General features: G+C 67.6%; 3 protein-coding genes and 1 pseudogene. All 4 read left to right on the forward strand.

Translation table 11 applies throughout. The features are described from left to right. Nucleotides 1-327: 327 nt before the first annotated feature. Nucleotides 328-849: a 50S ribosomal protein L10 gene (rplJ, locus tag QZ483_RS12125; protein WP_297084354.1), complete on the forward strand. Its 522-nt coding sequence runs from the start codon at nt 328-330 to the stop codon at nt 847-849. A 61-nt stretch (nt 850-910) separates the two neighbouring features. After that, nucleotides 911-1,303, forward strand: a complete 393-nt coding sequence (rplL, locus tag QZ483_RS12130; protein ID WP_297084356.1) for a 50S ribosomal protein L7/L12 — start codon at nt 911-913, stop codon at nt 1,301-1,303. 432 nt (nt 1,304-1,735) lie between these two features. Then, a complete protein-coding gene (gene rpoB / locus QZ483_RS12135; RefSeq protein WP_297084358.1) occupies nt 1,736-5,215 on the forward strand; it encodes a DNA-directed RNA polymerase subunit beta in 3,480 nt (1,159 codons plus the stop codon). Nucleotides 5,216-5,233: 18 nt separating this feature from the next. After that, nucleotides 5,234-6,251, forward strand: a pseudogene (locus QZ483_RS12140) (DNA-directed RNA polymerase subunit beta'); the annotation flags it as partial.

Raw genomic sequence — 6,251 nt, forward strand, 5'->3', positions numbered from 1 at the left:
TGGTCCGGTCGACTGAGCGCTCGCGGGCCCGCTGACGCCCGCGGCGGCGGCATTTGCGCGCAGCGGCCTCGGTCCCGTACCATTGCAGGGCCCAAGACCGCCGGTCGTCGGGCCCGGGCAACCGGGAACGGCCGAAGCTCCGCAGCAGCGGGGACCAGCGCAGGTGAGATCGACAGCGTTCGAGCGCACTCATGGGCGACCTTCGGGTCGCCTTTCGCATGTGCGGCCGATGCGCGTGCCGGCCCCGCCTGTGCGGGGCCTTTCTGCTTCCCGGGTCGGGACGCCTCCGTGAGGAGGCGACGGTGGTCACCCGAAGGAAGGACAACTATGGCGACGCCAGACAAGGTGGCGGCAGTCAAGGAGCTCGCGGACGCGTTCCGTGAGTCCAGCGCTGTCGTGGTCACCGAGTACCGCGGTCTGTCTGTCCCGCAGCTCGCCGAGCTGCGCGGAAAGATCCGTGGCGCCGCGACCTACACGGTCGCGAAGAACACTCTGACGGCGCTCGCGGCCAAGGAAGCCGGCGTGGAGGGTCTCGACGACCTCTTCGTGGGTCCCACGGCCATTGCATTCGTCACCGGCGATCCGGTGGAGGCTGCAAAGGGTCTGAAGGAGTTCGGCAAGGACAACGAGGCGCTCGTCATCAAGGGCGGCGTGCTCGATGGAAATGTCATCTCGGCTGACGAGATCAACAAGCTCGCAGACCTCGAGTCCCGTGAGGTCCTGCTCGCCAAGGCAGCCGGCGCCATGAAGGCGTCGCTGTTCAGCGCGGCATACCTGTTCCAGGCACCGCTCGCCCAGGCGGCGCGTGCTGTCGACGCCCTGCGTGCCAAGCAGGAAGAAGCGGCCTAAGCGGTCGCGATCCCCATCGCAAGAACCTGCTGCCACGCAGCACGAAAGTTAGGAAAACATCATGGCTAAGCTCTCCACCGAGGAGCTCATCGAGCAGTTCAAGGAGCTCTCGCTCATCGAGCTGTCCGAGTTCGTGAAGGCGTTCGAGGAGACCTTCGAGGTCACCGCCGCCGCCCCGGCCGCTGTGGCCGTTGCCGCCCCGGGTGCCGCTGGCGGCGACGCCGGTGCCGCCGTCGAGGAGAAGGACGAGTTCGACGTCATCCTCGCGGCCGTCGGCGACAAGAAGATCCAGGTCATCAAGGAGGTGCGCGCGCTCACGTCGCTCGGCCTCGGCGAGGCCAAGGCGCTCGTAGACGAGGCTCCCAAGCCCGTCCTCGAGGGCGCGAAGAAGGAGGACGCGGAGAAGGCGAAGGAGCAGCTCGAGGCTGCCGGCGCCACCGTCGAGCTCAAGTAACTCGACACCGCATCCCGCGCGAAGGCCGGGTCGCCCGTCAGGGCGGCCCGGCCTTCGCCGTTTCCGGCCGCATCGTGCCTTACCGGGCCACCGCATCGGCCCGCCGTACCGGGCCCGCCTTCCCGGTGGGGGTGCCGCCCGCAGGGCCGATGCGTGGGTCGCCTGAGGTGGGGGAGTAGGCTTGAGGTGCAGGGGCAGCCCCGTCAGGTCACGAAACGGTGACGACACGGTGCGTCTCCCTTGACGGGATCGCGAGACCCGGTGGACAATCGCGCGCCTGGCGGCTATCGTTGGTAGTTGCGCTGTCTATGCCCTGCCCTCATATGCCTACCTGGCGTGCGTCCGCTCTGAGAGTGGCTTCGCCCCAGGGTCCGGTGGAGCCGTGGTCTGAGACGCGCGTCACGCACGCTATCAAAAGGGAAGGACCCGCCCTTGGCTGCCTCGCGCACCCCCTCGGCAACTGCCATCGCCAACCGTTCAGCATCTCCGCGCATCTCGTTCGCACAGATCGATGAGCCCATCGAGGTTCCCAACCTGCTGGGAATCCAGACGGAGAGCTTCGACTGGCTCGTCGGAAACGCCGCCTGGCAGGCGCGCGTTGCGACCGCTCAGAAGGAGGGGCGCGACGACGTCCCCGAGATCGCCGGTCTCCAGGAGATCTTCGACGAGATCTCCCCGATCGAGGACTTCGGCCAGACGATGTCGCTGAGCTTCTCGGACCCGTACTTCGAGGAGCCGCGCCACACTCCTGAGGAGTGCAAGGAGAAGGACTTCACCTACGCCGCCCAGCTGTTCGTGACTGCAGAGTTCATGAACAACACCACCGGCGAGATCAAGTCCCAGACCGTCTTCATGGGCGACTTCCCGCTCATGACCCCCAAGGGCACGTTCATCGTCAACGGCACCGAGCGCGTGGTCGTCTCGCAGCTGGTCCGTTCGCCGGGCGTGTACTTCGAGCGCACCCCCGACAAGACGTCGGACAAGGACATCTTCACCGCGAAGCTGATCCCGTCGCGCGGCGCGTGGCTCGAGTTCGAGATCGACAAGCGCGACGCCGTGGGCGTGCGCGTCGACCGCAAGCGCAAGCAGCCGGTCACGCTGTTCCTCAAGGCGCTCGGCATGACCGACGAGCAGCTCGCGGACGAGTTCAAGGACTTCCCCGCGATCCTCGAGACCCTCGAGAAGGACACCGTCCACTCGCAGGAGGAGGCGCTCGTCGACCTCTACCGCAAGCTGCGTCCGGGCGAGCCCCCCACGGTCGAGGCGGGCCAGAACCTGCTCGACAACTTCTACTTCAACGCCAAGCGCTACGACCTCGCGAAGGTCGGCCGCTTCAAGCTCAACAAGAAGCTCAAGGTCGGCAAGGCCCTGGGCGACTCGGTGCTGAGCCTCGACGACGTCGTCGCCACGGTGAAGTACGTCGCCGCCGCGCACGCCGGCCACGCGACCTTCGAGTCCCTCGCGGGCACCGTCGAGGTCGAGACCGACGACATCGACCACTTCGGCAACCGCCGCATCCGCGCGGTGGGCGAGCTGGTGCAGAACCAGATCCGCACCGGGCTGTCGCGCATGGAGCGCGTGGTTCGCGAGCGCATGACGACTCAGGACGTCGAGGCCATCACGCCGCAGACCCTGATCAACACGCGTCCCGTGGTCGCCGCGATCCGCGAGTTCTTCGGCACGTCGCAGCTGTCGCAGTTCATGGACCAGAACAACCCGCTCGCGGGTCTGACCAACAAGCGCCGCCTCTCGGCGCTCGGCCCCGGCGGCCTCTCGCGTGACCGCGCCGGCATGGAGGTCCGTGACGTCCACCCGTCGCACTACGGCCGCATGTGCCCGATCGAGACCCCTGAGGGTCCGAACATCGGTCTGATCGGTGCGCTCGCGACCTACGGCCGCGTGAACCCGCTCGGCTTCGTCGAGACCCCCTACCGCAAGGTCATCAAGGGCAAGGTCTCGGACAAGGTCGACTACCTGACCGCGGACGACGAGGACCACTTCGTCATCGCCCAGGCGAACGCCGAGCTGTCGGACGACAACTCGTTCGCCGAGGAGCGCGTCCTGGTCCGCTCGAAGGGTGGCGAGGTCGAGTTCGTGCCCCGCGACGCCGTGGACTACATGGACGTCTCGCCGCGCCAGATGGTGTCGGTCGCGACGGCCCTGATCCCGTTCCTCGAGCACGACGACGCCAACCGTGCGCTCATGGGCGCCAACATGCAGCGCCAGGCTGTGCCGCTGGTCCGCTCCGAGGCGCCGCTTGTCGGCACCGGCATGGAGCGCCGTGCGGCGATCGACGCCGGCGACGTGGTCGTGGCCACCAAGCCCGGCGTCGTCACCGAGGTCAGCTCTGACCTGGTCACCGTCGCCAACGACGACGGCACCACCGGTTCTTACCGCATCTCGAAGTTCCAGCGCTCGAACCAGGGCACCAGCTACAACCAGCGGGTGCTCGTGGACGAGGGCGACGCGCTGGTCGAGGGCTCGGTCATCGCCGACGGTCCGTCGACGGACAACGGCGAGCTCGCGTTGGGTCGCAACCTGCTCGTGGCGTTCATGTGCTGGGAGGGCCACAACTACGAGGACGCGATCATCCTGTCGCAGCGCCTCGTGGAGGACGACGTCCTGTCCTCGATCCACATCGAGGAGCACGAGGTCGACGCCCGCGACACCAAGCTGGGCCCGGAGGAGATCACCCGCGACATCCCCAACGCCTCTGAGGAGGTCCTCGCGGACCTCGACGAGCGGGGCATCGTGCGCATCGGCGCCGAGGTCCGCGCGGGCGACATCCTGGTCGGCAAGGTCACGCCCAAGGGCGAGACCGAGCTCACCCCGGAGGAGCGCCTGCTGCGCGCCATCTTTGGCGAGAAGGCGCGCGAGGTGCGCGACACCTCGCTGAAGGTCCCCCACGGCGAGTCGGGCACCGTCATCGGCGTGCGCGTGTTCACCGAGGAGGACGGCGACGACCTGCCTGCCGGCGTGAACGAGCTGGTGCGCGTCTACATCGCCCAGCGCCGCAAGATCCAGGAGGGCGACAAGCTCGCTGGACGCCACGGCAACAAGGGCGTCATCTCCGTGATCCTGCCCCAGGAGGACATGCCGTTCCTCGAGGACGGCACCCCCGTCGACGTGATCCTCAACCCGCTGGGCGTGCCCGGCCGCATGAACGTCGGCCAGGTGCTCGAGACCCACACGGGCTGGGTGGCCAAGCACGGCTGGGACGCCACGGACGTGAAGGACGACTGGGCCAAGCGCATCCCCGCGGCCGCCAAGAAGTCCGAGCCGGGCACCCCGGTCGCGACGCCGGTGTTCGACGGTCTGCAGGAGCAGACGCTGGTCAACCTGCGCTCGACCATCAACCCGAACCGCGACGGCGACCGTCTGGTCAACGAGGACGGCAAGGCGCGGCTCTTCGACGGCCGCTCCGGCGAGCCGTTCCCCGAGCCGGTGGCGGTGGGCTACAAGTACATCCTGAAGCTCCACCACCTGGTGGACGACAAGATCCACGCCCGCTCGACCGGTCCGTACTCGATGATCACGCAGCAGCCGCTGGGCGGAAAGGCCCAGTTCGGCGGCCAGCGCTTCGGCGAGATGGAGGTGTGGGCACTCGAGGCGTACGGCGCTGCCTACGCGCTCCAGGAGCTGCTGACCATCAAGTCGGATGACGTCGTGGGCCGCGTGAAGGTGTACGAGGCCATCGTCAAGGGGCAGAACATCCCCGACCCGGGCCTGCCGGAGTCCTTCCGGGTGCTCATGAAGGAGATGCAGTCGCTCTGCCTGAACGTCGAGGTCCTCAACTCCGAGGGTCACGTCGTCGAGATGCGCGAGTCCGAGGAGGACGCGTATCAGGCCGCCGAGTCTCTCGGCATCTCCCTGTCCAGCCGCCCGGACGCCTCCAGCGTCGACGAGATCTAAGAAGAGGGAATCGAACGAATGCTTGACGTCAACGAGTTCGGCGACCTGCGCATCGGCCTGGCGACCGCGGAGGACATCCGCACCTGGTCCCACGGCGAGGTGAAGAAGCCTGAGACGATCAACTACCGCACCCTGAAGCCGGAGAAGGACGGGCTCTTCTGCGAGAAGATCTTCGGTCCCACCCGCGACTGGGAGTGTGGCTGCGGCAAGTACAAGCGTGTGCGCTACCGGGGCATCATCTGCGAGCGCTGCGGCGTCGAGGTGACCCGCTCGCGCGTGCGTCGTGAGCGGATGGGCCACATCGAGCTCGCCGCGCCCGTGACCCACATCTGGTACTTCAAGGGCGTGCCTTCGCGCCTGGGGTACCTCCTCGACCTGGCCCCCAAGGACCTCGAGAAGGTCATCTACTTCGCCGCCTACATGGTGACCGAGGTGGACGAGGACGGCCGTCACGAGGACCTTCCGAAGCTCCGCAACGAGATCGAGAAGGAGAAGAAGCTCATCGCGGGCCAGCGCGACGCGGACATCAACACCCGCGCCGAGAAGCTCGAGAAGGACCTCGCGGAGCTCGAGGCCGAGGGCGCCAAGGCCGATGCCAAGCGCAAGGTCAAGGACGGCGCGGAGCGTGAGATGGCGAACCTGCGCAAGCGCGCGGACGCCGAGATCGACCGCCTCGACCAGGTCTTCGACCGGTTCGCGAACCTCAAGGTCCAGGACCTCGAGGGCGACGAGCTGCTGTACCGCGAGCTCTCGCGCCGCTACGGCTCGTACTTCAAGGGCTCGATGGGCGCCGAGGCGATCCAGAAGCGCCTCGAGACCTTCGACCTCGAGACCGAGGCGGAGAACCTGCGCGACATCATCGCGAACGGCAAGGGACAGCGGAAGACCCGCGCGCTCAAGCGCCTCAAGGTCGTCAACGCGTTCCTCACGACCACCAACTCGCCCGCGGGCATGGTGCTCGACGCCGTCCCGGTGATCCCGCCGGACCTGCGTCCGATGGTCCAGCTGGACGGGGGCCGCTTCGCGACTTCCGACC

The organism is uncultured Demequina sp. (genome assembly GCF_913055775.1).
Lineage (GTDB): Bacteria > Actinomycetota > Actinomycetes > Actinomycetales > Demequinaceae > Demequina.

What these genes read in the sequence shown, in the direction of transcription:
- rplJ (WP_297084354.1), top strand. Translation starts at nt 328, where the DNA reads ATGGCGACGCCAGACAAGGTGGCGGCAGTCAAGGAGCTCGCGGACGCG.
- rplL (WP_297084356.1), top strand. Translation starts at nt 911, where the DNA reads ATGGCTAAGCTCTCCACCGAGGAGCTCATCGAGCAGTTCAAGGAGCTC.